The sequence below is a fragment of the Paenibacillus sp. FSL H3-0469 genome (assembly GCF_038051945.1).
Classification (GTDB): domain Bacteria; phylum Bacillota; class Bacilli; order Paenibacillales; family Paenibacillaceae; genus Paenibacillus_AQ.
Genome location: NZ_CP150302.1, coordinates 5,839,022 through 5,865,338, shown reverse-complemented (window position 1 = coordinate 5,865,338; position 26,317 = coordinate 5,839,022). Strand labels below are relative to the sequence as shown.

The 26,317-nt window shown below is 55.3% G+C and carries 26 protein-coding genes and 2 pseudogenes; 14 read left to right on the top strand and 14 right to left on the bottom strand.

Going from position 1 to position 26,317, the window contains the following annotated elements; translation table 11 throughout:
* Positions 1-3 precede the first annotated feature (3 nt).
* Genes NSS83_RS25605 through cysC form a run of 4 tightly spaced genes read left to right on the top strand, consistent with a single transcriptional unit; the run spans position 4 to position 3,674 of the window.
* Positions 4-789, top strand: coding sequence for an STM4013/SEN3800 family hydrolase (locus tag NSS83_RS25605; protein WP_341346774.1), 786 nt, complete (start codon positions 4-6; stop codon positions 787-789).
* A gap of 43 nt (positions 790-832) precedes the next feature.
* Positions 833-2,221 carry an STM4012 family radical SAM protein gene (locus NSS83_RS25600; RefSeq protein ID WP_341346773.1) on the top strand — a complete coding sequence of 463 codons (1,389 nt, stop codon included), beginning with the start codon at positions 833-835 and terminating at the stop codon, positions 2,219-2,221.
* Positions 2,218-3,123, top strand: a complete 906-nt coding sequence (locus NSS83_RS25595; RefSeq protein ID WP_341346772.1) for an STM4011 family radical SAM protein — start codon at positions 2,218-2,220, stop codon at positions 3,121-3,123. The genes NSS83_RS25600 and NSS83_RS25595 overlap by 4 nt, the downstream gene beginning before the upstream one ends.
* A complete protein-coding gene (gene cysC, locus NSS83_RS25590; protein ID WP_341346771.1) occupies positions 3,120-3,674 on the top strand; it encodes an adenylyl-sulfate kinase in 555 nt (184 codons plus the stop codon). Before NSS83_RS25595 ends, cysC begins: the two co-directional genes overlap by 4 nt.
* A 310-nt stretch (positions 3,675-3,984) precedes the next feature.
* On the opposite strand, the gene NSS83_RS25585 is transcribed toward cysC, so the two are convergent.
* The gene (locus tag NSS83_RS25585) at positions 3,985-4,725 is read right to left on the bottom strand and encodes a hypothetical protein (protein WP_341346770.1); all 741 of its coding nucleotides are present in this window, start codon (positions 4,723-4,725) and stop codon (positions 3,985-3,987) included.
* A gap of 185 nt (positions 4,726-4,910) precedes the next feature.
* Positions 4,911-6,335: a PLP-dependent aminotransferase family protein gene (locus NSS83_RS25580; protein ID WP_341346769.1), complete on the bottom strand. Its 1,425-nt coding sequence runs from the start codon at positions 6,333-6,335 to the stop codon at positions 4,911-4,913.
* 262 nt (positions 6,336-6,597) lie between these two features.
* Here NSS83_RS25580 and NSS83_RS25575 point away from each other — a divergent pair, with 262 nt between their 5' ends.
* The 4 genes from NSS83_RS25575 (at position 6,598) to glpX (ending at position 10,420) form a co-directional block, all read left to right on the top strand.
* A complete protein-coding gene (locus tag NSS83_RS25575) occupies positions 6,598-7,548 on the top strand; it encodes an EamA family transporter (protein ID WP_341187191.1) in 951 nt (316 codons plus the stop codon).
* A gap of 387 nt (positions 7,549-7,935) precedes the next feature.
* Positions 7,936-8,580: a helix-turn-helix transcriptional regulator gene (locus tag NSS83_RS25570; protein WP_341346768.1), complete on the top strand. Its 645-nt coding sequence runs from the start codon at positions 7,936-7,938 to the stop codon at positions 8,578-8,580.
* An 18-nt stretch (positions 8,581-8,598) separates the two neighbouring features.
* Positions 8,599-9,399, top strand: a complete 801-nt coding sequence (locus NSS83_RS25565) for a pyruvate, water dikinase regulatory protein (protein ID WP_341187189.1) — start codon at positions 8,599-8,601, stop codon at positions 9,397-9,399.
* A 25-nt stretch (positions 9,400-9,424) separates the two neighbouring features.
* On the top strand, positions 9,425-10,420 hold the full coding sequence (glpX, locus tag NSS83_RS25560; RefSeq protein WP_341346767.1) for a class II fructose-bisphosphatase: 996 nt from the start codon (positions 9,425-9,427) through the stop codon (positions 10,418-10,420).
* 195 nt (positions 10,421-10,615) lie between these two features.
* Here glpX and NSS83_RS25555 read toward each other — a convergent pair.
* Both NSS83_RS25555 and NSS83_RS25550 read right to left on the bottom strand, forming a co-directional pair.
* Positions 10,616-10,801, bottom strand: a pseudogene (locus NSS83_RS25555) (ATP-binding cassette domain-containing protein); the annotation flags it as partial.
* 432 nt (positions 10,802-11,233) lie between these two features.
* A pseudogene (locus tag NSS83_RS25550) lies at positions 11,234-11,728 on the bottom strand (general stress protein); the annotation flags it as partial.
* Between the two features lie 341 nt (positions 11,729-12,069).
* Here NSS83_RS25550 and NSS83_RS25545 point away from each other — a divergent pair.
* From NSS83_RS25545 to NSS83_RS25530, 4 genes are all read left to right on the top strand, one after another.
* Positions 12,070-12,381, top strand: coding sequence for a (2Fe-2S) ferredoxin domain-containing protein (locus NSS83_RS25545; protein ID WP_341346766.1), 312 nt, complete (start codon positions 12,070-12,072; stop codon positions 12,379-12,381).
* 165 nt (positions 12,382-12,546) lie between these two features.
* A complete protein-coding gene (locus NSS83_RS25540) occupies positions 12,547-13,389 on the top strand; it encodes an AraC family transcriptional regulator (RefSeq protein WP_341346765.1) in 843 nt (280 codons plus the stop codon).
* A 95-nt stretch (positions 13,390-13,484) separates the two neighbouring features.
* Complete coding sequence (locus NSS83_RS25535) at positions 13,485-14,474, top strand: aldo/keto reductase (RefSeq protein WP_341346764.1); 990 nt, start codon at positions 13,485-13,487, stop codon at positions 14,472-14,474.
* 723 nt (positions 14,475-15,197) lie between these two features.
* Positions 15,198-16,106 (top strand): aldo/keto reductase, encoded by a 909-nt coding sequence (locus NSS83_RS25530; RefSeq protein ID WP_341346763.1) that lies wholly within the window; start codon positions 15,198-15,200, stop codon positions 16,104-16,106.
* A gap of 92 nt (positions 16,107-16,198) precedes the next feature.
* Here NSS83_RS25530 and NSS83_RS25525 read toward each other — a convergent pair whose 3' ends face one another.
* The 5 genes from NSS83_RS25525 to NSS83_RS25505 all read right to left on the bottom strand — a co-directional run bounded on the left by NSS83_RS25525 (position 16,199) and on the right by NSS83_RS25505 (position 20,104).
* Positions 16,199-16,498: a hypothetical protein gene (locus NSS83_RS25525; protein ID WP_341346762.1), complete on the bottom strand. Its 300-nt coding sequence runs from the start codon at positions 16,496-16,498 to the stop codon at positions 16,199-16,201.
* A 94-nt stretch (positions 16,499-16,592) separates the two neighbouring features.
* The gene (locus tag NSS83_RS25520; RefSeq protein WP_036693754.1) at positions 16,593-17,324 is read right to left on the bottom strand and encodes a ZIP family metal transporter; all 732 of its coding nucleotides are present in this window, start codon (positions 17,322-17,324) and stop codon (positions 16,593-16,595) included.
* 74 nt (positions 17,325-17,398) lie between these two features.
* Positions 17,399-18,355: a peptide-methionine (S)-S-oxide reductase MsrA gene (gene msrA, locus NSS83_RS25515; RefSeq protein ID WP_341187184.1), complete on the bottom strand. Its 957-nt coding sequence runs from the start codon at positions 18,353-18,355 to the stop codon at positions 17,399-17,401.
* Positions 18,356-18,386: 31 nt separating this feature from the next.
* Positions 18,387-19,184, bottom strand: a complete 798-nt coding sequence (locus NSS83_RS25510) for a hypothetical protein (RefSeq protein ID WP_341187183.1) — start codon at positions 19,182-19,184, stop codon at positions 18,387-18,389.
* On the bottom strand, positions 19,181-20,104 hold the full coding sequence (locus NSS83_RS25505; RefSeq protein ID WP_341346761.1) for an ATP-binding cassette domain-containing protein: 924 nt from the start codon (positions 20,102-20,104) through the stop codon (positions 19,181-19,183). The genes NSS83_RS25510 and NSS83_RS25505 overlap by 4 nt, the downstream gene beginning before the upstream one ends.
* 156 nt (positions 20,105-20,260) lie before the next feature.
* Between NSS83_RS25505 and NSS83_RS25500 the strand changes: the two genes are divergently transcribed.
* Positions 20,261-20,995, top strand: coding sequence for a LytTR family DNA-binding domain-containing protein (locus NSS83_RS25500; protein WP_341187181.1), 735 nt, complete (start codon positions 20,261-20,263; stop codon positions 20,993-20,995).
* Positions 20,992-22,308, top strand: a complete 1,317-nt coding sequence (locus NSS83_RS25495; protein ID WP_341346760.1) for an ATP-binding protein — start codon at positions 20,992-20,994, stop codon at positions 22,306-22,308. The genes NSS83_RS25500 and NSS83_RS25495 overlap by 4 nt, the downstream gene beginning before the upstream one ends.
* Before the next feature lie 13 nt (positions 22,309-22,321).
* Here NSS83_RS25495 and NSS83_RS25490 read toward each other — a convergent pair whose 3' ends face one another.
* The 5 genes from NSS83_RS25490 to NSS83_RS25470 all read right to left on the bottom strand — a co-directional run bounded on the left by NSS83_RS25490 (position 22,322) and on the right by NSS83_RS25470 (position 26,269).
* The gene (locus tag NSS83_RS25490; protein ID WP_341187179.1) at positions 22,322-22,684 is read right to left on the bottom strand and encodes a hypothetical protein; all 363 of its coding nucleotides are present in this window, start codon (positions 22,682-22,684) and stop codon (positions 22,322-22,324) included.
* The gene (locus NSS83_RS25485; RefSeq protein ID WP_341346759.1) at positions 22,671-22,847 is read right to left on the bottom strand and encodes a hypothetical protein; all 177 of its coding nucleotides are present in this window, start codon (positions 22,845-22,847) and stop codon (positions 22,671-22,673) included. The genes NSS83_RS25490 and NSS83_RS25485 overlap by 14 nt, the downstream gene beginning before the upstream one ends.
* A complete protein-coding gene (locus NSS83_RS25480; RefSeq protein ID WP_036723207.1) occupies positions 22,844-23,098 on the bottom strand; it encodes a hypothetical protein in 255 nt (84 codons plus the stop codon). Before NSS83_RS25480 ends, NSS83_RS25485 begins: the two co-directional genes overlap by 4 nt.
* A gap of 205 nt (positions 23,099-23,303) precedes the next feature.
* The gene (locus NSS83_RS25475) at positions 23,304-24,461 is read right to left on the bottom strand and encodes a response regulator (protein ID WP_341187177.1); all 1,158 of its coding nucleotides are present in this window, start codon (positions 24,459-24,461) and stop codon (positions 23,304-23,306) included.
* A 32-nt stretch (positions 24,462-24,493) separates the two neighbouring features.
* Positions 24,494-26,269, bottom strand: coding sequence for a histidine kinase N-terminal 7TM domain-containing protein (locus tag NSS83_RS25470; RefSeq protein WP_341346758.1), 1,776 nt, complete (start codon positions 26,267-26,269; stop codon positions 24,494-24,496).
* Positions 26,270-26,317 lie beyond the last annotated feature (48 nt).

Here is a 26,317-nt window from a genome sequence, read left to right as displayed (position 1 = left end):
CCCATGACCGATATGAATGCCATCGTCGGCACCCATGATATATTAATGATTACACTCGATACTCTGCGCTACGATGCGGCTGTGCTGGAGGAGGCGAATTGCCCCAATCTGTGCGGCAGCGGTCCCTGGGAGAAGCGGCATACCCCCGGCAGCTTCACGTATGCGGCCCATCATGCCTTCTTCGGCGGCTTCCTGCCCACTCCGGCGAACACGAACAAGGCTGAGCATGTGCGGCTGTTCCACTCCAGGAATACCGGGATGAAGACCCATCCCCATACCTGGCTGTTCGATACACCGGACATGGTGTCGGGGCTGGCAGCGGCGGGTTATCAGACGGTGTGTATCGGGGGCGTGATCTTTTTCAGCAAAAAAGTGCCCCTCGCCCGCGTCCTCCCCGGTTATTTCCAGCAGAGCTACTGGCGGATGACCTTCGGGGTCACGAACCCGCGCTCGACGGAGCATCAGGTGAATCACGCGCTAAAGCTGCTCGGCAGCACCCCGCTGGACCAGCGGCTGTTCCTGTTCATGAATGTCTCGGCGATCCATGGCCCGAACCATATGTTTCTGCCGGGTGCGCGCAAGGACTCAGTGGACAGCCAGCGCGCAGCGCTGCGATATGCCGACGGGGAGCTGGGGCGTCTGTTCGATGCGTTCCGGAAGCGGGGCAATCCGGTATTCTGTCTGGCTTTTTCCGATCACGGTACGGCTTACGGCGAGGACGGCTATCAGGGCCACCGGCTGGCGCATGACACGGTATGGAATGTTCCGTACCGGGAATTTATTTTATAAGCATTGAACTGAAATTTCGATCCCGCACAAGGAAGGAGAACGTATGACGTCCATCCGGCAATCTCTGCATCACATGAACCAAGACGGACACCCTCCCTTCTCCTCTGGGGAGCTTCAGCAATGGACGGAGCAGATCACGGCCCATCCTTACCGCAATTATCTCTATTCCTATCCGCACAAAACCGCTTACCGCGAGTTCGCGTCCCCCCTTCCTTTAGAGGAGCTGTGGGGGGATGAGCCTGCGGAGAGTTTTTTCTTATATATGCATATCCCGTTCTGCGGCGCGCGCTGCGGCTTCTGCAACCTGTTCACGCTGCCTGATAAAAGAGCGAATGTCCACGCCGAATATGTGGATGCGCTGGAACGGCAGGCCCGGCAGTGGGCAGCCTTCACCCGTCACAAGCCTTACGCGCGCTTCGCCATCGGCGGCGGGACCCCCAGTCTCCTTGCTCCTGCGCAGCTGAACCGGCTGTTCAGGATTGCAACGGATATCATGGGGGTTGATCTTAGAACCACCTCTATCTCTGTGGAAACCTCACCCGAGACGCTGACGGAGGAGAAGCTGACGATTCTGAAGGAGCACACCGTGGACCGCGTCAGCATGGGCATCCAGAGCTTCGTGGCCGCCGAGTCGGCTGCGATCTACCGCCCGCAGGACCCGGAGGTGGTGTACCGTGCGCTGGAGCTGCTGGGACAGTTTGATTTTCCCATCCTCAATCTGGACTTGATCTACGGTCTCCCGGGGCAAACGGTGGACTCCTGGCTCTATTCGCTGAACCAGGCGCTATTGCATGAACCGGAGGAAATCTTCCTCTATCCGCTCTACACCCGTGAGCATACGATTGTGAAGCCGGGCGACCTGGTGAATCAGCTGGATATCCGTCATGAATGCTATGAAGCAGCACGTGCAGTACTGGCAGAGCGTGGCTACCGCCAATACTCCATGCGCAGATTCGCCAAAGAGGATGCCGGAACCGGCAAGGATATTCTCGACTACAGCTGCCAGGAGGAAGGGATGGTCGGTCTCGGCTGCGGCGCGCGGTCTTATACCCGGAATGTGCATTATGCCTCCCGCTACGGCGTCAGCCGCAAGGCCACGGAGAGCATTATCGCGGATTATGTTGCCGCAGAGCGTTATGATACAGCCGATTATGGCATCGTACTGAGCCTGGACGAGCAGAAACGCCGGTTCATTCTAAAAGCAATCCTGCACAGCGAAGGGCTGACGATTGCGGATTATAGCCAGCGGTTCGGGACTACGCTGTGGGAGGACCATCCTGAGCTTGGCCTGTTGGTACAAAGCGGGTTCGCCACGGATGATGAGGGCATTCTGCGGCTGACTCCAGATGGACTGGGGTACTCCGACTCCATCGGTGACTGGTTCATCTCCGGCGAGATCCGCGAGCAGATGAAGGAGTTCGTCCTGCCATGAAGGCAGTCCTCTACTACCGGGGTTCCCTCTCCTCCTGTAACTATGACTGCCCTTACTGCCCCTTCGGCAAAACCAAAGACAGTGCCGCCACCCTCGCCAAAGACCGCGCAGGTCTTGAGACCTTCGTCCGTTGGGTAGCGGAGCAGGGGGCAGCAGGCCACCGCCTGTCTATCTTTTTCAATCCGTATGGCGAGGGCTTGACGCACCGCTGGTACCGGGAGGCGCTGATTACGCTGTCCCATATGGAGCATGTGGACAAGGTCGCCATCCAGACCAATCTGTCGGCCCGGCTTGACTTCACCGCAGAGCTGAACCCGGCCAAGACGGCCTTCTGGGCGACTTATCATCCGGGTCAGGTAAGCGAGGACAAGTTCCTGGCACAGTGTATGCAGGTATACCGGCAGGACATTCCTTTCAGTGTGGGCAGTGTGGGGGTGCATAGCGCCTTCCCGGCTATCGCCTCGCTGCGCGCGGCCTTGCCGGAGGACGTCTATCTGTGGGTGAATGCCTACAAGGACAAGCCGGATTATTATACCCCGGAGGATATAAGCTTCCTTAGCGGCATCGATCCGCATTTCCAGATTAATGCGATGGACTACGACAGCCTCGGCGCGAGCTGTAATGCCGGCAACAGCGTGTTCTATGTGCAAGGGCCGGGGCTAGTGAAGCGCTGCTACAAGGACCGCGCGGTCATCGGCAACCTCTACCGTGACGGGCTGGAAGGGCTGGCTGCCCAGCGGAGCTGCCGGATGAAAGTCTGCGACTGTTACATTGGCTATATTCATATGCCGGAGCTGGGCCTGGAGCAGATCTACGGCTCCGGCCTGCTGGAGCGTATTCCTTACGGCGCGGAGAGCCTGCAATCGGCGGCTGGCCGCGGAGACGGGAGGACTGAGCAATGACGGCACAGGTACATGCCCACACACCTACTGGCATAACGATATGGCTTACCGGTCTGTCGGGGGCGGGCAAGTCTACGCTTGCCGCGCTGCTTACAGACCGGCTCCGGGAGCAGGGGCAGGCGGTGGAATGGCTGGACGGGGATGAGCTGCGGCGCAGCCTGGGACGGGGACTCAGCTTCAGCCGCGAGGACCGGTTCGAGAACATCCGCAGGGCGGTCTACCTCGCCGGGATGCTGAACCTGCATGGCGTGATTACCGTAGTCTCGGTAATCAGCCCTTATGCCGAGATGCGCAGCTATGCCCGGCAGGAATTGCCGGGCTTCGTCGAGGTCTATGTGGACTGCCCGCTCCCCGTCTGCGAAGCGCGGGATGTCAAAGGGCTGTACGCCAAGGCCCGCTCCGGGGAGATCCCGGCCTTCACCGGGATCTCCGATCCTTATGAAGCTCCGGCAGACCCGGAGCTGACACTGCACACTGCGGAGCGTACAGCGGAGCAATGCATGGAAGAGCTGATCAGCTGGCTCACGGAGCATCGGCTTTATCGGCTCTGATGGAATAGGAGTGTGGTGGAATAAGGAGGGGCGTTAATGCCCCTCCTTTGTTTATTTAGCGCATATCCGGGGAATTCAGGTGCACTAGTGCACCTCATTCGTTCATTTTCCCCGCGTCTGCTGAATTCAGGTGCACTAGTGCACCTCGTTGATGTGTTTGGCCCGCATCTGCTGCACTCGGAGGCACATTGGAACAAATTGTATGTGATAAACCGAACACAATTGCTGCTACGAGGGTAATCAAACCCAATGTATACGATAAACCAAACACAATAGTGTAGGTAGTATCGCCTTATTAATCTACTCCAGATTACTTATGCGAGTTAGATTGACGGCGCAGGAGAATCACTGCGGCGGCTCCAAGGACTACTATACCTGCACCCGCTCCGGCGTATAGCAGCCAAGGTGCAGAGTTTGTTTCAGGCACGGCCGTTGGATTACTTTCAGTTGTTTTATTTTTTTCAGTTGTTGTGCTATTTTCAGAAGCTGGAGGGTTTGCTGATGTTGGATAGTTTCCAGAGACCGCCCCTGGATCATCAGCGATCCCGGGCGGCTCCGTGGGCGAGCCCCCTGATATTCCGGCGCCAAGCTCATTTAAGTCCTCCTCCGCACCAGAAAAGAATGCGGTCCGGCTGCAGAAGCTGACTGTAAGCTTAGCTGTTCCTCCCCCATCCCCTGCTTTCTCTTCGCCTGCATATACGATGTAACGCTCACCCTTGGTGAACTGGAAGCCGCAGCTCGCCCCAGACTGTGCGGTACTAACAGTCACCTGCTCTCCCATATCCCCCTTCCACCGGGCTCCCACTTGAAAGGTTACCTGCACCGGATCAGCACTGGACTGTACTAGCTTAAATTCCTCTTTCATCGAGACTACCGTTCCCTCAAAAACAGCCGTACTTTTCTCTAGTGCTTCCAGCGGTGAAGGAAACACTGCACAAGAACAGGCATAGGTAACCTGCGGGCGCACAGTCAGCAGTGTCATGAAGACAATTAGCGCACAGAGAGCCATCAGCCAGGCGCTCCGTATTTTCCTTCTCGTTACCATCATCATCACGCTCCTCATATCCCTCAGACGGAAGCTTCCAGAGAAAGGTTACTCTACAAACCAAAAAGTCCCATCTTAGCAAAATAGCCGCAGTTACTCGCTAAGCATACCTAATAGAGATGTAGCCGCAACTATCAGCTGTTACCGTCTTTCCCGTTACTTATTCCTATTCCTGTCACCTATCTCACTGACTACTCCCCCGCCTCAATCTCCCGCGCAATGGCGGTGAGCCGCTGCATTCCCTCGCGCAGTAATGCTTCACTGGCAAAAGAATAGCTGAGACGCAGCCAGGACTTCATCTCCCCCAGCGGATCGCAAAGCTCACCGGGAACGAAGGAGATCGACTGCTCCAGGCAACGGGCCAGCAGCTGAGTTACCGGAACACTGTCCGGCAGCTTGACCCACAGATTGAGGCCGCCATGCGGAGTTGTCCATTCCCAGCCGGTGGCCGCGAGCTCCTCCTCCATAATCTCCTTGTGCACCTGCAGGGCAATCCGCAGCTTGCCGAGATGCTGCTGTAAGCGCGGTGAAGTGTAATAATGCAGGAAAATCTTCTGATTCAGCAGCGGCGTCCCGTTGTCCGCCAAGGACTTGGCCGCGATCAGCCGTTCCATGAACGGATAACGGCAGGCCACCGCGCAGATCCGCAGGCCGGGAGCCACATATTTGCTGAAGCTGCTGATATAAATGACCCAGCCCTCCGTATCATAGGCGAAGAATGGTGCGGGCGGCTCTTCCCCGAAGTACATATCACGGAACGGATCATCCTCCACGAGCAGGCAGCGGTAGCGCTCCGCAAGCTCCACCAGAAGCTTACGCTGCTTCGCCGGAACCGTATACCCCGTCGGGTTATGATGGGTCGGGTTGATGTAGAACATCCGCGGCTTAGCCTTGCGCATCAGCTCCTCCACCGCCGCCAGATCATAGCCCTGCGCCGAGATCTCCACGGCTACCAGCCGTGCCCCTGCCCGCTTGAAAATATCCAGCGCCACACTATACGTAGGCCGCTCCACCAGCACAACATCCATCGGGCCGAGCATGATTCCGGCAATCAGATTGATTGCCTGCTGGGCGCCTGAGGTAATCAGCAGCTCCCGGGCCGACAGCTGGAGCCTATAACGTTCCTCGAAATGGCTGCTCAGCGTAACGCGCAGCTCTTCATCCCCCTGTACGGAGGCGTAGGTGCCCATGACCCTCGGGTAGAGATCGAATACTTTTTTGACATAATCGGACAGGAACAGGTTCGGCAGCAGTCCCGGATCAACCAATGCCTGAGAGAACTGGTACACTACGGGCATACGTTGAATATCGGACATCGGGCTCCTGACCATATATCCAGGCACTGGCGTCCCTTCGTCCGCTGGAGGGTTAAGCCTGCTGCCCGGCGCCACATAATAACCGGATTTGTCTTTGACATACAGCTTGCCGCTCTCGGCCAGCGCCCGGTAGGCCTTGAACACTGTCAGCCGGTGAACCCCCAGCTCCTCCGCCAGCAGCCGGATCGAAGGCAGTTTATCACCAGTCTTCCACTCCCCGCGCTCCATCCGGTTCAGCATGAACTCATAGACTTGGCGGAATAATGGATTATTCTGCCCGGCACCCGCTATTTTTTCCATCAAAAAACTACCGCCTCTCTGCAACCTATACCGGGGTCGCCCCGCTCCATCGCTCCATATTCACTCGACACGGCTCCAGCTGACGCTTGCCGGCTCCTACACATCCCCGCACGCCCCGCCGCTAGCTTCTCTTTGCCCTATTGTACAGCATTCCCCTCCGCAACTGTTCTACTACCTTCAATCTGTTCTGTGCCTATGAGGATATGATTAACTGAAATCTTTAAGAGGGTGACACATTACCACCGCAAAGGGGAACTGAACCATGATTCTGTTAGCTTATTCACTTGTCTGTCTGATCTTCGGCACTACCTTCCTGGCCATCAAAATCGGCGTAGACGCCGGAGCGCCGCCCTTCTTCTCTGCGGGACTGCGTTTTTTCGTGGCGGGTGCGGTGCTGTTCCTGTTCATGGTTCTGAAGGGCAAAGCCCGCTTCTCCCTGCTGCTGCGCAAGGAAATGCTGCTCACGGGAGCAGCCCTGACCTTCGGCACCTTCGCCGCACTCTACTGGGCGGAACAATATGTATCCTCCGGGCTTGCTGCCGTATTGTCAGCTACCGGACCGATGATGATTCTGCTGATGCAGACGGCCTTCCTGCGCCAAAAAGCTCCCGCCTACTCCCTGCTCGGCTGTATCATCGGCTTCACCGGGGTCCTGCTGCTGGTGCTGCCCAGTCTGGCGGCTGATGTTACTCCGCTCTGGCTGCTCGGCTGTGTGGTGGTGTTGATTGGGGAACTCTGCTACGCGGCGGGGGCAATCTATTCCAAAAAAGTAATCACCACCTTCGCAGGCGAGTCCCCCGTGGCTCTGAACGCAGCCCAGATGATGTACGGCGGAGCACTGCTGTTCATCATCTCTTTGTTCACTGAGCCGCTGCACCCGTCCTTCCTGTTATCGTTCAAGACAGCAGGTTCCCTGCTCTACCTGACCGTTGTCGGCTCCATGGTTGGACATACACTGTTCTACTGGCTCGTCTCCAAGACGAATCCGGTTTTCCCGTCCACCTGGCTGTATATCTCACCACCGATTGCCGTCGGCGTAGGCTTCTTGTTCTATAACGAAGCGGTCACCTGGGTAACGCTGCTTGGCGTGTTCACGATTATATCCGGAACCATCCTTGTGAATGCCAGCGCACTGAAGCAGCTGTTCTTCAAGCCTAAACCGGTAATCCCCGTTCTGCCAAAAGCAAGCGTTGAACCCCTGGTTCAGGAATAGCTGCTGCGCTTCTCCCGAACACAAACAGCCTGCACCCTGACGTAAAGGGATGCAGGCTGTTCTTTTATCTTCACAGGCTTAGCGCCGACGGGCATATCTGTTACTTCACTTCAGAGCTGAAATACAAATTCAACGGCTGCAATTCCTCATCTGATGAACTTCATGTCATCTACAATCAATCCTGATTATGCGTCATATATATTCGAAAAATATATATGACGTATTATATATTGCAAAAACGATAATTATTGCGTATTATATAAGAAAGTTAGAGAATATTATCCCAAATAGGACGTCTGAATGAAAGGGGGAATCGGCGTACGGTGCTCCTTTTCTACAAGGGGAATACCTGTATCTATAACGTAAACCGGAAAGTGGAGGAAAACTGTGATCGAACTGACAACCCGGCAATTGCAAATTATTGAAATTGTGAAAAAAAGAGCGCCGATTACCGGTGACCAAATCGCGGAAAGCCTCGGCCTCAGCCGGCCGACGATCCGGGGGGACTTGTCCATTCTGGTCATGCTAGAATACGTTGACGCGAAGCCCAAGGTCGGTTACTTCCCCGGCACCAAAGCCGCAGCACGCCACAATAGCCGGGGGCTGCTGCAAGATACCAAGGTTAGTGATATTCAGAGCATCCCGGTGATTATCCGTGAGAATACAACCATTCAGGATTCCGTGGTTACGCTATTTTTGCAGGATGTCGGTACCCTTATTATCTGCAGCAGTGACGGCAAACTGACCGGTGTCGCCTCACGCAAGGATTTCCTCAAGGTTACACTGGGCAATCCGGGCGCGGTAACAATGCCTGTAAGCATGGTGATGACCCGCCAGCCCAAGGTAGTAACGGTCTCGCCCGATGACACGGTGCTTGATGCCGCGCAGCGCATGATTGTTCATGAGGTAGACAGTCTGCCGGTAGTGGTTTCAGGCAGTGGGGAAGGGTCCGATGCAGGGCTGGACGTAGTAGGGCGGCTCACGAAGACTTCCATCGTGAAGCTTCTCCTCGAGCTTGAAGCCAAAGGATAACGGAGGAATCGATTGAGCATGGAGCCAGACACACATTACATTACGATATGCTCGGATTCTATTGGAGATACGGCGGAAGCTGTCGTGCAGGCCGTCATCCACCAATTTCAGAATCAGCGTGTCACCATTAGAAGATACGGTAATGTCAGACATGAAGATGAACTACGCAAATTAATGGAAGAGACGGCTCAGCTTCAGGGTTTCGTAGCTTACACCCTGGTCCAGCCGGAGCTGCGGGAGATGATCCGTGAGGAGGCCGTCAGGCTCGATCTGCGAATTGTTGATATTATGGGCCCGATGATGCAGGCCTTCATCGATACCTTCGATGATGCGCCAGAGGCGCGGCCCGGACTGCTGCATCAGCTTGACGAGGAATACTTCAGCCGGATTGAGGCGATTGAATTCACTGTTGCCTGTGATGACGGACGTGATCTTGGGGCCATGCTCAAGGCGGATATTGTTCTGCTCGGCATGTCCCGCACCTCGAAGACACCGCTCAGTATCTTTCTGGCCCACCGGGGCAAGAAGGTTGTAAATTATCCGGTTGTCCCGGAGGTCGGCCCGCCGCAGCAGCTGCTGAGCCTGCCGCCGAACCGGATCATCGGCCTGACTATGAAGCCCGAGTATATGCTGAAGATCCGCTCCGAGCGCCTGAAGATGCTGGGTTTGCCTACTGGCTCGCAGTATGCCAGCCTCGAACGTATTACTGAAGAAACGGAATATGCGGTAGCCCTATTCGCCAAGCTGGGCTGTCCTGTCATTGATATTACGGATAAGGCGATTGAAGAAACCGCCGGCATTATTATGGGTTATATCTAATTTAACTACAATGGAGGAGATCCTTATGGAACGCGAATTGGCACTGGAAATTGTACGGGTCACTGAACTGGGCGCTTTATCCTCTGCCCGCTGGATTGGCCGGGGCGACAAACATGCGGCGGATGCTGCTGCCACAACCGCAATCCGTGCCATGTTCGATTCCGTCTCCATTGACGGAACTGTGGTGATCGGTGAAGGCGAGATGGATGAAGCGCCGATGCTCTATATCGGTGAACGTGTCGGGAACCGAAAGGGACCTTCCGTGGATGTAGCGGTTGACCCGCTGGAAGGAACGGAGGTAGTCGCCTGCGGGCTGCATAATGCACAGTCCGTGATCGCTATTGCCGACAGAGGCAGCCTGCTGCATGCACCGGATATCTATATGGAGAAGCTGGCCTGCGGGCCGGAGCTCGCCGGGAAGCTAAGCCTGGGCGATCCGGTGGAAGTGACGCTGCGCAAGGCCAGTATGCTCACCGGCAAAGCTCTCCCGGAGCTGACGGTGATGGTGCTGGACCGCACGCGGCATGAGGGATTGATCGCCACTCTGCGTGAAGCAGGAGTGCGTATCAAGCTGATCAATCACGGCGATGTCGCCGGGGCCATTGCCGCTGCGCTACCGGACAGCGATGTCGATCTCTACATGGGCTCCGGCGGAGCCCCGGAAGGCGTTCTTGCGGCGGCCGCACTGCGCTGCCTGGGCGGAGAGCTTCAGGGCAGGCTGCTCCCTGAGGGGCCTTTTGAAATGCAGCGCTGTCTGCTGATGGGCCTTGACAACCCTACACGGGTGCTGTCCATGGAGGATATGGTCGGTACAGGCGATGTCATCTTTGCCGCAACCGGAGTGACCTCCGGCGAGTTCCTCAACGGCGTCCGCTTCATCGGCAAGGAACGCGCCGAGACCCATTCGGTGATCATGCGGGCACAGAGCCGCACGATCCGCTACATCCGCAGCATTCATTTCCTGCCCGGCAAGGATATTCCGGAGATCATTCCGGCCAGATCCAATGCGGCCTTTATGTAGTTCCTTAGCGCGTGTTGAATCTTCTGAAGTCTAACGGTTCATTGGATCTACAAAAGGGTTTCCGTGGAGTCCGGCTGGACTTCGCGGAAACCCTTATATTTTCTCGAAAACACAGGAATGTCTGGTTGTTGAAAACCAGTTGCACAGAAAACCGGAGAAGCTGTTTCTACGGAGGGGACTGATTCTCTGATCCTTCTCGTCAAACAATTTGATCCTGCCGCTATCAGGCTTTTCAAGTAACCCAAGGATATTCAATAGGGTCGTCTTCCCCGAACCGCTTCTTCCCGTAATAGCCTACTATCTCCCCTTTTGAGACCTTATATCAAACAAGGGCCTCCCTAAAGTCCGGCAGGACTTCGGGAAACCCTTGTCTTTTATCATCTTATGCTTATGCGTCATCCGCTGCTCTTGCGCCGCTTAACGAATACGCCCGTGATTTCGGAGCAACTCGCTGTCATCCTTCTCTGTCACTTTACCGAAGGTTCCAGGACGTGCGCCTTCCTGTCTGGCAGCTTCCTGTGCCAGCCGGTCCTCCTCATCCTGGAGCCTGCGGTCGGCTGTATGATCCGGTATCTTATCGATGCCGTTACGCGTGCCGGAATACAGATCGCCTGTCATTCCCGGCCGTTTCATATCCTCCACTGCGCTGCGCTCCGGGAGATCATGCTCTGTGGCTGAATTCATCGTGTCCAGCCCAGTATCATGTCTGCCTTCCAGACCTGAGCCATTGAACGCCGCATCCACCGCGTCTGTGACGGAGTCCCGTGGAGCATTCCTATCCGCAGCCGTTCCCGCAGTGCCGGCATCCCTCATATAGCGGTCAGCATTTGCCGAATTATGGTTGCGGAATACCGTGTATACATCATGTTCGCGGGAGACATCTGCATCCACCATAACCAGAATGTGTCCTTCGTCTACATAGTTGTCATAGCTCGCGGCTTCATCCTCCGGAATGCCTAATCCGATCAGACCGCCGACCAGACCGCCCGTTCCTGCTCCTACCGCTACTCCGGTCAGGGTGGCTGCAATCGGCCCCGCTGCGATAATCGGTCCAATTCCCGGAATCGCGAGAGCACCGATACCTGCCAGCAGTCCGGTCACACCGCCAAGGATACCGCCGGTCGCTGCCCCGGAAGCCATACCCTCCGGCACCTTCGTCCCGGTCTCATCGTTGATCGCTTCCACATCACGTTTATTTCTCGCTATCACTGAGATATCCTCTGTCAGAAAGCCGTGCGCCTTCAAGTCTTCAATCGCCCGTGAAGCTTCATGCTCCGTATGGAACACACCTACAATTTTCTTATTCATAACGATTCCCTCCTGGTAGCTGTTTTAGGTTGTTAATGGTTTGACTCTCGCTTTACTTTCACATCCCTTACTTAACCAAACCCTTCTCCGCGAAACTGGTAACTTTCGATCTTGAGCCGGGTTCCGCAAAAAAATTTATGAAACAGGAAATTGCCTGCCGGACACATTTTCCACAAATTCAGTGATTTGAAGTCAGCTTAGATCACACTGAATTCTCCAATTGATGGCAGTTATTAAGCCTTTGGGAACAATGCTCCAATCTCCTTACAGCGCGGCCAAAAGAGACTATACTCCTCGTATAACAGGTTAGCTACTCTTATAGAATCCAGGGGGAAACCGCGATGAATATGCGTCTGAAGGTACTTAAGAAGCATCTGCTCTTCTGCTGCAGTGAGCACTGCAATAACCAGGATATAGAGGATGTCATGCAGGAATTCAAGGAGCAACTGGTGGAGCAAGGGATCAACAAGACGGTCAAAATCAACAAAACCAGCTGTCTCGGCCTATGCGGCAACGGCCCTTTTGTCATCGTGTATCCGGACGGGGTCTGGTATTACAATGTAACGACGGAGGATGTGGCCCGTATCGTGGAGGAGCATCTGGTGAACGGTCAGCCTGTAGAAGAGCTGGTTATGCTCAAAATGGAAGCCTGATTCCCTGCATCCCCAGCCAGCCTGCATTCAGCCTCATACTCCTGGTCCCTCCCCTTCCCGGGCTGGGACTATTTGCGGTTGTCCGGTCCTCCTCCTTCTGAGGTATACTAGAGGTATGTGTTCATTAGGAGTGCCAACATCCTTTTAGGAAATGAGGCTGCAAGCATGACAGTATTCAAATATAACGCCCATCGCCCCCACCGGGCCAATCCTGACTTATATCTGCATTACTGGGGCCAGGAGCAGTGCACACCCGGTCATTCGTTCGGACCCGGGGTGCGCAGCCTGTACAAAATCCACTTCATACACGCCGGAACCGGCACGGTAACCGTCGGTGAAGCCACCCATACATTGAACGCAGGGCAGGCCTTCCTCACTTATCCGCATGTGGTCACGCATTATGCCGCAGATCAGGACGACCCGTGGCTGTATTCCTGGATTGCTTTTACCGGGGAGGAGGCAAGTTATCTGCTGTCACGGACCTCGCTTACCCCGGAGCAGCCGGTGTTCCCGATGGACCAGGTGCTGATGCCCTCGCTGTCTGCCAGGTTATCGGAGACGGGAAGCAGCGGGGATCTGCTGGATCTGCCGCTGAAGGTGATGCTCTATGAGTTCTTTTCCCTTCTGCTGCGCACAGTCCCGGCTACCGACAGCCCGGCTCCGCGCAGCAGAAGTGTCTATGTCGAGCAGTGCCTGCATTACCTTCAAGCCCACTACGCCGAGAATGTGACGATGGAGAGCCTGTCCGCTTCCCTGAAGCTGGACCGCAAATATATGTCGGCGCTGTTCAAGCGGACAGTCGGCTTGCCGCCCCAGCAATATCTGCTCCAATACCGTATGTCCAAGGCCTGCGAGCTGTTGACGGAGACAGGCTGCACCATTGGGGAGATTTCGCAATCGGTGGGGTATCAGGATGCGTTGCTGTTCTCCCGGATGTTCAAGAAGGTGAAAGGCTGCTCGCCCAAAGAATACCGGCTCCGCCATGCAGATACGGACATTGTGCTATAAAAATCTTCCTTGCTGACATACGATTGAAAGCGTTTATCCGCTACAATTAGGGAGGTATGAAGTCTCGCACAACTCTAACTTAGGAGGAATCCAATATGTATATCGCCAATCCTGAACGCTATGACACGATGAAATATAACCGCACCGGACGCAGCGGCCTGCTGCTCCCGGCCATCTCCCTCGGGCTGTGGCATAATTTCGGCGGCAATGATGTGTACGAGAACGGCCGCGCCATGGTCCGCCGGGCGTTTGACTTAGGAATCACCCACTTCGACCTCGCTAATAACTACGGCCCGCCTGCCGGCTCAGCGGAAGAGAGCTTCGGCCGGATGCTGAAGACGGATCTCGCGCCTTACCGCGATGAGCTGATCATCTCCAGCAAAGCCGGATACTACATGTGGCCCGGCCCTTACGGCGAATGGGGCTCCAGGAAGTATCTGGTTTCCAGTCTGGATCAGAGCCTTAAGCGGATGGGGCTGGATTATGTAGACATCTACTACCACCACCGCCCGGACCCGAACACACCGCTGGAAGAGACCATGTCCGCTCTTGATTTCCTGGTCCGCCAGGGCAAGGCGCTGTATGTCGGCCTCTCGAACTACAGACCGGAGGAAGCGCGCGAAGCCGCACAGATTCTCCGCCGCCTGGGCACGCCTTGCCTGATCCATCAGCCGAACTATTCGATGATGTCGCGCTGGATCGAGGATGGCCTGCAGGATGTGCTCGAGGAAGAGGGTATCGGCACCATCGCCTTCTCCCCGCTGCAAAAGGGGATTCTGACCGACCGCTACCTGAACGGCATCGCAGCCGATTCCCGTGCAGCCGGACCCAGCGTGTTCCTCTCCGAGAAGGAGCTCACGCCTGAGGTACTGGCCAAGGTTGGCAAGCTGAATGAAATTGCGGCGGCACGCGGACAGAAAATGTCCCAGCTCGCCTTATCGTGGGTGCTGCGCGGCGGCAAGGTGACCTCTGCACTGATCGGAGCAAGCAAGATCAGCCAGATCGAGGATGCCGTAGCTTCACTGAATGCGCCTGAGCTAAGCACTGAAGAGCTGGAGCAGATTGAGACGATTCTGCGCGGATAACCCGGGGCGGATACTGCACCTGCCGAGTCTGCAGATTACAGATATGACGGAAATCCTGCCCACCCGCTCGCGGTGGTGCAGGATTCTTTTTTTGTGCAGATATCCCTGACTCGTACCTTATCAGATTTAAATAGTGGAGCAGACGCAATTCCCCTTCAAATTACATCTATTTTTCCAAGCGGGCGTTGTTATTCAGGGGCGTTTGGCTTAGCGTAACAGACTGAGATGCTCTTATCCGGGAAGAAAGTCCTCACTTGGGCGATTAGCGGACCGCAAGGACCTTATCCCCTGCTATTCAGCTCCAAAACGTCTCGCAGAAAGACGATAAGGTCCACTGAGTCCGTTACGCTGCAAAAAGTGGCGTTTTTGCGGGGATAAGATCTCTCCGGTCCGTTAGATTTTGGGTGGATAAGGTTTAACAAGCATGGATTGGATCAGTAAGACGGAAACAACAAAACTATTATTTTCGGTTTTCCGCATACATTCGGCCTGATACCTTCGCGCGGGCACATTGTATTCGGTTTTTCACATACAATTCCCCCTAATACTTTTACTCTTTTTAAAATTTCAGGTCTCATCACGCCCAACTACAATTTAAAGGCTGATGCTGCACCAGTTGAACCTTGAAGTAGTCCCTCCCGGGTGCTTACGCTATGCCTGAATGCTATAATGAACTCATTCGTACCCGTCAATACCCATCACTGCGTAACGAAAGGACATCCGATGAAGACTAACCGACTGGGGCAATCTGATTTACATGTAAGTGCCATGGGGCTTGGCTGCATGTCGCTGGGGACCGAGGAAGCGCAGGCCACCGCCATTATCCACGAAGCGCTCGAACGCGGAATTAACTTCCTGGATACTGCCGACCTCTACGATGAGGGCCGCAATGAGGAGATTGTCGGTCAGGCCATCCGGCACCGCCGCGCCGACGTAATCCTGGCGACCAAGGTGGGCAACCGCAGAATTCCCGGCAAGGAAGGCTGGAGCTGGGATGCCTCCAAGGCCTATATCCGCTCCGCTGTGAAAGAGAGCCTGCGCAGGCTGCAGACCGATTATATTGACCTGTATCAGCTGCATGGAGGAACGCTGGAGGATGATATCGATGAGACGGTTGAAGCCTTCGAGGCGCTGAAGCGGGAAGGGGTGATCCGCCATTACGGCATCTCCTCCATCCGGCCGAATGTGATCCGGGAATATGTGCAGCGTTCCGGTATCGTCAGCGTGATGAGCCAATATAGCATTCTCGACAGACGCCCGGAGGAGAGCATTCTTCCGCTGCTGGGCCGCGCGGGCATCAGCCTGATTGCGCGGGGGCCGCTGGCGAGCGGCATTCTGAACGATCATGGCCATAGTAAGGCGCAGCGGGCATATCTGGATTATACGCAGGCCGAGCTCACGGCGCTGCATAAGCAGCTGATGAGCCAGACTACCCTTACCCGGACGCTGACGCAGACTGCGCTGCAATATCCGCTGGCCGATCCGGCGGTTGCGGCCATCATCCCGGGGGCCAGCAGCCTGGAGCAGCTGCGGCAGAATATGGCGGCTGCCCGCTCGCAGCCGCTCTCTGCACTTGAGCTTGAAGCTGTGCGGGGTGCCAGCAAAGCAGGACGGTATACCCTGCACGTATAGAGCAGCCTACGCCTAACAGAAGAAGCTGTCCGGAAACTGTAGGCGTTACAGTCTCTGGACAGCTTCTTATTTTTTGCCTTGCTTCTTATTTTCTACCTATGAGCGCGTTTCCTTGCCTTAACTATCCACGTAATCAATGCAGCCACAAATACCACTGCGGTAATGAGCCAGGTCAGCAGGAACGCCATGCCCAGCCCGATATTGGCATCCAGCGCTTCCCTTCTGCTCTCCAGAGTCAGCATCACAGCAAGCGGCGCTCCGCTGGCTATCAGGAGAACCGTCATGCTGTACCGGGCGAAATTCGTCCGCTTCTGAATAGCCGCGTATAAGCACAGGTATGAAGCAATCAATAGTACGAAGGATAATACAGCTTCCCATTCCAGTCTAACCATCGTGTCACCACTCCTTCTCCATAGGAACCGGGGATTGCGTTATAGTATAGCGGCTGCGGCAGGCAGATGCAAATGACACTGCTGCTGAAGCAGCCTAGCCAAAAAACTGCGTAATATAGACCATCGCGAGCAGCCCGAAGATAAACGAATACGTGGAAGGCCGTTCATATCCGTGACCATGGCTCTCCGGGATCAGCTCCTTATACACAATAAAGAGCATCGCTCCGGCAGCGAATGCCAGACCGTACCCGACCACATTCTGTACATAGCTGGCTGTAAAATACCCGATCACGGCCGACACCATCTCCATCAGCCCGGTCAACGCTGCTATCGTCAACGCCTTACGCCGGCTGGCGCGGGCATTCATGAGGAAGATCGCCAGAATCAGCCCTTCCGGCATATTCTGCGCACCGATCGCAATCGCCACCATCGGGCCAAGGCTTGTCTGCTCGCTGGCATAGCTGAAGCCTGTGCTGAGCCCTTCGGGGATGTTATGAATGAACAGCGCAATCATGACAAGCAGCGCTTTGGAATCCAGAGTGCTGAGGCCGGGCTTATTCTCCACATCGATATGCGGTATATGGCTCTCAATCAGATCGAGCAGCAATACGCCGGTAATCAGCCCCAGAGTCAGTGCAGTAATGCCCGATTCCTTGATGGCCTGCGGCATCAGCCCGAACGTGCTTGCAGAGACCATGATCCCGGCGGTGAAGGCCACCAGCACATCCTTCCACAGCTCCGACAGCCGCCTTACGAACAGAATAGGAATAACCCCCAGCACTGTTGCCATTGCAGACAAAAAGCTGCCTAAAAGTGCACCCGCCAAATCTTCAACCCCTTTTGTGGACAGGACTATAGATCAAGCATATGCTCAAGGCAGCTATAAATATGACCTAAGCTTCAGAGTCTCACATACCGTCCCAGCCCCCGGTCTTCAAGCTCCGCCTTCGGGACGAACTGAAGGGCGGCAGAATAGATATGATAATGCTGCTTCGCCGGCTCCGGCCCGTCAAAGGTCAGATACCCCAGATAAGCTCCGCTCAGCCTGCTGCGCAGCACGGTCCGCACCTGCCCGCCGCTATAATCGGCTTCCCGCCGGATCATCCCCTCTTCCACCGGACCCGTGAAGCTGGGCCAGCCTGTGCCGGAATCGAATTTGGCTGCCGAGCTGAATAGCGGATCACCGCTGATCACATCCGTGTATAGCCCCTCCTCGAAGTGGTCCCAATATGCATTCTGGTAGGCTGGCTCCGCGCCCTTGTTCTGGGTGACCTCATATTGCAGCTCTGTAAGCCGGTCCCGAAGCCGCTTCTTGTCCTCACGGCTGTTCCAGTGCAGCGCTGTGAAGTCATCACGGCCCGAGCCCTTCTGATACAGCTTATAATCCAGCGGATGGGTCAGATAATATTGCTGATGCTCCGCTTCCGCCGGATAGAACGGCGCAGCCGGCAGGATGGGCGTCACAATCGGCGCCTTGAAGCGCTTGCTGGCCTTCAGCCTCTCCTTCGACAGCTCCGCCAGCTTCCGCTGCTCTTCATTCTGAACGAAGATCGCCGGAGCGTAAGAAAGGCCCCGGTCCATGAACTGCCCGCCGTCATCCGTCGGATCGATCAGCTGCCAATAGATGTCCAGCAGCCGTTCATATGGGAACAGCTCCGGATCATAGACAATCTGCACCGCCTCCCGGTGCCCGGTAGTTTCCGACCCTACCTCTTCATAGGTCGGATTCTCCGTGTGCCCGCCTGTATAACCTGACACTACCGAGACGATGCCCGGCAGCTCGTCAAACGGCTTGACCATACACCAAAAGCAGCCGCCGGCGAAGGTCGCCAGCTGCAGCGTATCATTCGAAGTCAAACAGACCGCCTCCCTGCATGCTTTTCCCCTATTATATCTGAATATCCCGCTTCTCCAAAGCGGTCAGGGTGATGGTTAGAGACAGCAAGATCCAAGCTGCAGGAATCCACAACGCGCGTATATAATCCTCCGCCCCTGAGAGTAGGATCAGCTGTGAGTTCTCCACGTATATCCCCGAGAACTTGAAAATCTGCGTCATCAGGGAATGCTCAGAAATTGCGCGAAGAACCGCTGAGGAGGCATCCTTGAGATACCCGCTGAGCAGCAGGTTACCGAAGATGAAGAAGAATGCGGCCACCACCGCCGAAGCCGGTTTGCGGATCAGCATCCCCAGCATCATGACTGCTGCACAATAAGCTGCCAGATAGAGCAGGTTCAGTCCCAAGGCTGTCAGACCAGCCGCCAGATCCTCTGTATATCCGGCATGTCCCACCGGAGCTCCTGTAATCAGCGCTGCCGCCAGAGAGAAGAGATAATATAAACCGTAGAACTCCAGCAGCCAGCCCAGAACGGCAAGCAGCTCCAGCACGTATTTACCGGTAAAGTATTTCATCTTGCCATGCCCGGCAGCAATAATATTCTGCACCGAGCCATGCTCAAAGCCTTCGGTTGCAAAAAAACAGGCATGCAGCGGAATAACCAGATAGAACAGGATAGAGAATGAAGCAGCCGTTTTGAGCGGCTCTGCATAACTGCTTAAGGAATAGCCGCCTTTGCCGCCCAGAAGTAGAACAAGTGCGAGGCTGGCTAAGGCGAAGACTGCGGTAACGCTTTTGAAGGCCAGATCCTTACGCAAATAATAGATTTCAGCCTGCCAGAAGTTCCTCATCTTCCGCCGCCCCCGATCAAATCCATATAATACTGCTCCAGATTGGGCGCCGTCAGCTGAAAGCCGTCAACCGGAATCTCCCGCTGCACGAGTAGAGACATCAGTCGCTCCAGATCCACCCCGCTTCTGGGAAGCTCGATCTCTCCGGTCTGCTTAACCCGGATATCCCCGCGGCCAAGCTCCTGCTTCAGCATTTCAGCTACAGCTGCTGCCGGAGAAGATGTGGTAATACAGATCATCACCTGCGCAGACCGCTGCAGTTCAGCAGCCGAAATCTCCTGAATCAGCCGGCCTTGATGAATGAAGCCGTATTTACCGGCCAGCAGCTGCAGCTCACTCAGAATATGGCTGGAGATCAGCAGAGTCACGCCTTGTTCCCTGGACAGTTGCTCCAGGATATGCCTGACCTCCACAATTCCCGCAGGGTCGAGTCCATTCACCGGCTCATCCAGCACCAGGAACTCCGGCCGGTTCAGGAGGGCCACGGCAATTCCCAGCCGCTGGCGCATGCCAAGCGAATACTCGCCCGCCTTCTTCGGTCCCGCCTCATCCAGACCTACAAGCTTCAGCACTTCAGCACTTCTGCCCTTGTCCCTGATGCCGAAGATCCGGCAGTAAAAGCCCAGATTCTCCATAGCATTCATATGCGGATAGAGCGAAGGCCGTTCAATCAGGAAGCCGATCCGGCGTCGGGCCGCAATCTGTTTCTCCTTGCTCTGCTCTCCGAATAAGGCCATCCTTCCGGCTGTCGGATGCACCAGACCGCCGATGATTCTCATCAGCGTTGTTTTGCCTGCCCCGTTCTCCCCCACGAAACCGTATACATCCCCCGCCTCAATTCTCATGCAGAGCTGATCCAGCGCCGCTCCTGTAGGGTACTCCTTGGATAAGCCCTCAGCCTCAAATACCGTTGCCGTCAAAGCAAACACTCCTTTTCCCATTCAAATCTGTTGACGGCTTAACGATACCATCTGGTGTTCCCTTCGCTAACGCAGGTGTCATATTCACGCGAGATCATGTCGTTTTTGAGGATGAAAATGTATAATGTAGGGATAAATGCAAAGGTGGAGAAGCCGATGATTCATATTGCTGTGTGTGACGATGAGCCCCGCGCAGCCGGAGAGGCCGAGCGCCTGATTCTGGAAACCGGGGAACACTTGAACGAGCCTATTGAAATTTCCATATATTATTCAGGAGAAAGCTTTGCCCGGGCCCTCCGGGATGGCAGCCCTTTCGATATTATCTTGATGGACATTGAGCTGGGCGGTCTGGGCGGCATTGCGGCGGGACAACTGCTGAGGGAAGATGACGGCAATGATCCGGTGCAGCTTATCTATATTTCCAGCCATGAGGAATACCATATGCAGCTGTTTGACTTGCGTCCGTCGGGGTTCATGAAAAAGCCGGTAACGCCGGAGATCTTCAAGCAGAAGCTGGTCCGGGCCATACATAAGACCCTCCGTCTCCGGCAGCAGGGCCGGACTAACTTCCTTGCGGTACAGCTGAAGAACCAGGAACTAAGGATTCCTCACAAGTACATTCATTATCTGGAGAGCAGCATCCGGCGGATTATACTGGTTACTCATGATCGGACACTGCAATACTACGGGAAGCTAATAGAGGAGGAGCAGAAGCTGGCGTCCAGCCATTTCGTAAGAATTCACCAGTCCTATATCGTGAACTTCTATTCAATCCAGGCCATCAGCGCCAAAAAAATCATGCTCACCACCGGCTGTGAGCTGCCGGTCAGCAGCAAATATAGCCCCGCTGTGCGCAGGGCCTATCTGAATTTCAGGGGGGAGCTGGTATGAATTCCGTACTCCTCGATGAAATCATTTATCTCGCTGTACTACCGTTCCTGGCAGTCATACTGCATCTCTTCTTCAGCCGCTTCTTCACCTGCCGTGTGGAATCACGGCTGCGGCTGACCGCCCTTTACATGCTGTATATAGGTGTTCATGCCCTGCTCCATCACAGCTCCCTGCCCGGCCTGCTGCTGATGGCTGGCAATATCGGACTGATCCTGGCTCTGTCCCTGCTCTACAGGGGCAGCCTTTCCTCGCAGTTATACGCTGCGGTGTTTATCTCTGCTGTGATTATCCTCAGCGATGCAGCGGTTCCTCTACCGCGTACAGACTTCGGTTACAGGCTCGGCCTGCTGCTCTCGAAGCTGCTCATACTATTGCTCGTGCTTCTGCTGCGCAGGCTGGTGAAAGGCGAGGGCCGGAGCCAGCTGACCGGATGGTTAGGGTCTGTTGTCCTGCTCTGTCCTTGTCTTAGCATTGCGGTATTGCTGCAGTTATCCGGCAGCCCCTTCTTCCAGCTATATCCGCAATTATTTCCTGTCGTTCCCGCCTTGCTGCTCGCTATCAATCTCTTGATCTTCCTCCTGATTGACCGCGTGCTGAGCACACAGTCTGAACGCAGCCAGCGTCTGCTGCTGGAGCAGCAGAACAGCTATTATGTGAACCAGTACCACCGGAACCGGGAATTTCAGGAGGAAGCTCTCCGGTTCCGCCATGACTTCAACCATATTCTGCTGGGCCTGCGCTCCAGATTCCTCAGCGGAGAAGAAGCTGCCTCTACAGCCGAGCTGGACGCTCTGCTGGGCTCGGCTGGACATGCCCAAGCCTACTGCAACACGGGCAATCCGGTTATTGACTCCATTCTGGATTACAAACGGCAGGAAGCATCCCCAGCAGAGATAGATCTCCGTCTGGAGCTAAGCCTTCCGCCCCGGCTGATGCTGGATACCACTGTTATCAGCGTTATTCTGGGCAATGCCCTTGACAATGCACAGGAAGCAGTCAGCCTGATCCCCAAGGAACAGGGAACAGAACGATACATCGCGGTACATATGCATTATCTGAATGACAGCTTATTTATACGGATTCAGAATCCGTATGCCGGGTCTGTCCTCCAAGGCCCAGGCGGCGAGCTGCTGACGACCAAAAGCGATAAGCGCTCCCACGGGATCGGACTGCGGAATATCCGCCAGACGATGGAGCGGGCCGGCGGGCTGTTTCAGCTTGCTTACAGCGGCCAGCTGTTTCAGCTGGAGCTGGTGCTTTTTCATATAGAGAGAGATGAACGTGGCGGAGGACAGGTGTCCGAGGGGGAATGATGGGGAATGGGGACTACTTCAGTTTCTTGCGTTCGCTGCGGGGCTTGGGCCTATGGTTGTTGTCCCATAATTCCTTATGCATCAAGCCTGCGAATACAAGCATGACAAGCGTCAGCACCAGCACATACTCCCGCAGAATATCGGAGAAGCTGCCGGACAAATTCAGCCCGAGAATGATGTTCAGCCTTCCCCACAGCAGATTGAGACACAGGAGCGCTACCGCCCCATAAGTTACCCACACACTGCGGAGATACAAATTATAGGTGCGCATAGGCCCCCGTCCGATGAAATATTTGCTGTAACGGATAACATATGCGGTAAAAGCGATCAAGGCGATCAGTTCCAGTGTAATCAGTACCAAGTCAATAATGTCCATGCAGATCATCTCCCCTTCTACCTAAGCCAGTGCGGTTCAGATCAATAAGCCTCTCTAGATCATTGGATTCATACGCCTCCTGAATTTGGCCCAGGGTCTCAATTTCCCGTTTGACCCGGCTGGGCTTCAGCTCGTGCTTGCGAAAGATATCGAGGAGCTTCACTTGTTGACGACCTCCTCATCATTAGGTTTTCTCTCTGCGGTTCCTCTCTCAATCAGCAGCTTCACGAGCGTACGGTTATATTCGCTAAGCTGCTTCTCATTCTCCTCATCGCGTTTCTGATAGTTCTGGATTACTTTCTCTTTATTCGCAATTTGCTTAACACTCCAGATCAAGGCAGTAGATAACAGAACATTCAGCACGACTGAACCGTTGTTATCTACGAAAAGGCCAGTCAATGCACTGAAATCCATCTGTATCCCCCCATTTCCTAATGTAATCGGAACGGATTCGCGCCTTTACCCTCTTGTCCACATATGGCGCAGTCCATTGCCGCCACTTTATAGAATCCCCCTCAACCTAATCTACTCTAGCAATTGCCATTCTGATTGGGTTGAGCAGCAAAAAAAAACCGGAGGACCCGTAATCCGGGCCCTCCGGAGAAGGCTTAAACAGAGATTATTTGAGTTCCGAGATCCGCCGGACCAGGGAATCATACAGGTAGATCAGGTCGCCGGAGGGCTTGATGCCAAGCTCGCGGCTCAGCAGCCGTACATAATCTGTATAGACGGCATTCAGACCTTTTTTGTCTCCGGCCAGCTCGTGAACGGCCATCAGCTGGCGGATCACCGATTCATCCAGCGGATTCCGCTTGTTCAGCTTCAGCAGCAGCTTGGAGGCCGCAGCGGAATCCCGGCTGGCAATGAGCGCTGCGGCCAGCCGTTTGACGAAGGAGGCATACAATTCGGCATAACGCTCTGTCTCATGGATGGCCCACACATAAGCCTTGTCGCCGAACAGCTCCCCTGTATAGAGCTGCTCGATACGCATAGCCCTCTCTATATCCGGGGGTTCTATGGTGTGCAAGGCGGATGCCTTCTGTTCAAATTCCAGATAGTCCATAACCGGCGCCTGAAGCTCAAGCGCATACCCGTCGTTCTCCGAACGGATGGCTTCCCGCAGGCCCAGCGGCTCCAGAGATTTGCGCAGTTGATAGACGGTAGTGTTAAGATAGCTCTCCGCATTGGCCTTATGCATGCCGCCGAAGATATCCGCAACCAGCCTGGAACGGGGGACGCGCTTCCCCCGGAGCAGCAGCAGATAGGCAAACAGCTCAGCACATTTACGGGAGGTCCATTTGACCCGGCCTGCCCCGCTGCTGACGGCAACATCCCCGAGCATCGTGAGCGTTACCCGGCCGGAACCGGCCGGAGCCTGCACCTCCGGCTGGGGGGAGAGCCGTGCCGGAGCAGCCCGCCGCTGGGTAAGCACCCGGTTCACTGTGCGCGCAAGCCGCTCCTGGGAGACCGGCTTGACCAAATAATCCAGCACGGACAAGTCGTAAGCCTCCAGGGCAAATTCCTTATGTGAGGTCACAAACACAATTTGCACCGGTGAACCGGCAGCCGCCAGCCTGGCTGCAAAGGCCATGCCGCCTTCTCCCGGCATAGAGAGGTCTACGAAGGCAAGCTCCACATCCGGGTGCTCCACCAGAAAGGCAGCAGCCGACTTCGTATCTGTGAACGTACCCGCAAGCTCAACTTCAGGCAGCTTAAGCAGCATAGTGCTAAGGATCAGATGCATCATCCGTTCATCATCGACCAGTATAACCTTCATTTGCATATCTCCTCCCTCCCTCCCGCTGCCCGTTACTCCATCCGTTCGCCTCCTGCCGATCCCGGCAAGGTGAAGAAGAAGGTGGTTCCACTACCCGGCTTGCTCTCAAACCACAGGCTCCCGCCATGAATGCGCACGAATTCACGCGCGAGCGCCAGGCCGAAGCGGGCATCTCCTGCCTCCTCTCCCAGCGGCGCCTTCAGAATCGGCTCCTCCAGGCGCAGCATGTCTGCGGTCGCTTCATCAATACCGATCCCGTCATCGCGGACAGACAAGATCACCTTGTCCTCTTCAAGCAGGGCTTCAACCACAATAGAGCCGCCTATCCCAGTGAATTTGATAGCGTTAGAGAGCAGATTGCGCAGGATCAGATCCAGCATCTCTTTATCCGCCCGGACGGTTAATTCACTGCCGATACGCTCCGTCAGGCGGATCTGCTTCATCCCGGCCTTCGTACCCGCCAGCATCAGGGCCTGCCGGACCACCTGCTGCACACTCCAGGCCTGCGGATGGAACGACACCGTCCCCTTCTGGCTGCGGTACCAGTCCAGTAGATTGTCAACAAGCTGGAACGTATTCCGCACCTGCCCTTTAATTTCCCGCACCACCTCCGCATGCTCCCCATCTGCAGCTGTCAGCCCGTCGCCCAGCAGCTCTGTCAGGCTGACCAGCAGTGCTACCGGATCGCGGATATCGTGGGCCACAATGGTGAACAGCTTGTCCTTGAAGGCATTCAGCTCGGACAGCTGCCGGGCATTCTCGCGCAGCCGGACCTCGCTCTCCTTCAGCTCGGTAATGTCGCTGACCAAGAGGATTTTGCCGATAGGGGTGCTGCCTGTATCATGAATGAAGGACAGACTGCAATTATAGTACAGACGCCTGCCAGCCTGGAGCCGCTCGTAGGCAAACCGCTCGTCCTCATCGCTTAAGCCCCTGAGACGTTCAAGCAGCTCCCCGCTGCCGGCAAGCACCTCCGTCATATCCGCCGGGTAGCGCCGCCTGCTCCCAAGCTCGGGAAACATCTTCTCTGCGGCACGGTTGTAGCTGACGATCTGATTCTCATAATCGAACAGAAGGACACCGTCCCGGATCGTCTCGAACACCTGCGCCATAGCCAGCGGAGTCAGGCGGAGCAGGTTGAATCTGAGGATGCCCCAGGCGTAGGCGATGCCCGACACTGCAAATCCGAACGGCGTGAGATCAATTCGGGTTCCGGTCCACAGAAACAGATTGAGCAGCATAGGCGCAACCGCACCCAGAAGCAGCACAGCAATCTGTTTGCGTACAATCGGCAACGCCCGTACAAACATGGATATGAACAGCGCAATGCCGCCAAGCAGCACCAGATAATTATAAGCAGCATGGATGTTATACCACAGCCCCTTGGCGGTGTAATACAAGGAGACCGAAGGGTCCGTATTCAGCAGAAATTCCCTGTAGATTAGATGATGCCAGTCATTGGTGAGCTGCAGGATGAAGATGACGGCGGGGATCAGGAACAGCAGGGCGATCAGTCGCTTGCGGAAGCGCGCAGCGGCTCCGGTGAATTGAATCGCTTGTACCAGCCATAAGGTGGAGACAAAGGGAATACCCAGATATTGAATGTGCAGCGCCAGCTTCACCTGGCTTAAGTTCCCGCTAAGCAGCTCAAGACCATAGCCGAAGGCGTAGAAGGCTGCTGTCAGCATAATCAGAATCATCGTTCTGGCAACAGGCAGATGTCTTTTCTGGTACGACAGAAACGAGACAAACAGCATCAGTGCTGCTGCAATAAAAAGCATAATCGACATCCAATGCCTACTTTCCACGGCTGCGTCTCCCTTAATAACAAATTCTATTAAGTTAGGATAGCACCT

Bases quoted from the DNA above. Each gene is read 5' to 3' on its own strand.
- NSS83_RS25535 (WP_341346764.1), top strand. From the start codon at position 13,485: ATGTATATCGCCAATCCTGAACGCTATGACACGATGAAATATAACCGC.
- NSS83_RS25580 (WP_341346769.1), bottom strand. From the start codon at position 6,335: ATGGAAAAAATAGCGGGTGCCGGGCAGAATAATCCATTATTCCGCCAA.
- cysC (WP_341346771.1), top strand. From the start codon at position 3,120: ATGACGGCACAGGTACATGCCCACACACCTACTGGCATAACGATATGG.
- NSS83_RS25480 (WP_036723207.1), bottom strand. From the start codon at position 23,098: ATGGATTTCAGTGCATTGACTGGCCTTTTCGTAGATAACAACGGTTCA.
- NSS83_RS25495 (WP_341346760.1), top strand. From the start codon at position 20,992: ATGAATTCCGTACTCCTCGATGAAATCATTTATCTCGCTGTACTACCG.
- NSS83_RS25475 (WP_341187177.1), bottom strand. From the start codon at position 24,461: ATGAAGGTTATACTGGTCGATGATGAACGGATGATGCATCTGATCCTT.
- NSS83_RS25595 (WP_341346772.1), top strand. From the start codon at position 2,218: ATGAAGGCAGTCCTCTACTACCGGGGTTCCCTCTCCTCCTGTAACTAT.
- NSS83_RS25530 (WP_341346763.1), top strand. From the start codon at position 15,198: ATGAAGACTAACCGACTGGGGCAATCTGATTTACATGTAAGTGCCATG.
- NSS83_RS25540 (WP_341346765.1), top strand. From the start codon at position 12,547: ATGACAGTATTCAAATATAACGCCCATCGCCCCCACCGGGCCAATCCT.
- NSS83_RS25500 (WP_341187181.1), top strand. From the start codon at position 20,261: ATGATTCATATTGCTGTGTGTGACGATGAGCCCCGCGCAGCCGGAGAG.
- glpX (WP_341346767.1), top strand. From the start codon at position 9,425: ATGGAACGCGAATTGGCACTGGAAATTGTACGGGTCACTGAACTGGGC.
- NSS83_RS25545 (WP_341346766.1), top strand. From the start codon at position 12,070: ATGAATATGCGTCTGAAGGTACTTAAGAAGCATCTGCTCTTCTGCTGC.
- NSS83_RS25585 (WP_341346770.1), bottom strand. From the start codon at position 4,725: ATGATGATGGTAACGAGAAGGAAAATACGGAGCGCCTGGCTGATGGCT.
- NSS83_RS25525 (WP_341346762.1), bottom strand. From the start codon at position 16,498: ATGGTTAGACTGGAATGGGAAGCTGTATTATCCTTCGTACTATTGATT.
- NSS83_RS25510 (WP_341187183.1), bottom strand. From the start codon at position 19,184: ATGAGGAACTTCTGGCAGGCTGAAATCTATTATTTGCGTAAGGATCTG.
- NSS83_RS25600 (WP_341346773.1), top strand. From the start codon at position 833: ATGACGTCCATCCGGCAATCTCTGCATCACATGAACCAAGACGGACAC.
- NSS83_RS25565 (WP_341187189.1), top strand. From the start codon at position 8,599: ATGGAGCCAGACACACATTACATTACGATATGCTCGGATTCTATTGGA.
- NSS83_RS25575 (WP_341187191.1), top strand. From the start codon at position 6,598: ATGATTCTGTTAGCTTATTCACTTGTCTGTCTGATCTTCGGCACTACC.
- NSS83_RS25605 (WP_341346774.1), top strand. From the start codon at position 4: ATGACCGATATGAATGCCATCGTCGGCACCCATGATATATTAATGATT.
- NSS83_RS25490 (WP_341187179.1), bottom strand. From the start codon at position 22,684: ATGGACATTATTGACTTGGTACTGATTACACTGGAACTGATCGCCTTG.